The 276-nt window shown below is 67.0% G+C and carries 1 protein-coding gene; it reads right to left on the bottom strand.

The features are described from left to right. Positions 1–276: hypothetical protein (locus tag SB771_RS34300; RefSeq protein ID WP_410721951.1), on the bottom strand; the 276-nt coding region annotated here is incomplete at both ends.

A 276-nucleotide genomic window follows, 5' to 3' on the forward strand; every position in this document is an offset into this window, starting at 1 on the left:
GTGGCCTCGTCGGTCAGGCGCGAGCCTGGATCTTGATCCAGCAGGTTGCCCTGCAAGGCCCCCGTCTGGTCGTTCAGCTCGGTGATGGTGCGATGCTGGACCTGGAAATTGGCTATCGCCGCGGCGATGTCGTTGCCGATCCCCGTCAACCGGTTCTCGGGAATCGCGCTCAGCGTGTAGGAGCCCGACGGCAGGGCCTCGCCTATCCGGAACTCCCAGGTCGTGTCGGTCAACATCCGGGCCACGCCCAGCCGCTGCCGCTCGCCGTCCTGCGGT

The sequence above is a fragment of the Burkholderia sp. SIMBA_051 genome, from assembly GCF_046534915.1.
GTDB classification, from domain to species: domain Bacteria; phylum Pseudomonadota; class Gammaproteobacteria; order Burkholderiales; family Burkholderiaceae; genus Burkholderia; species Burkholderia ambifaria.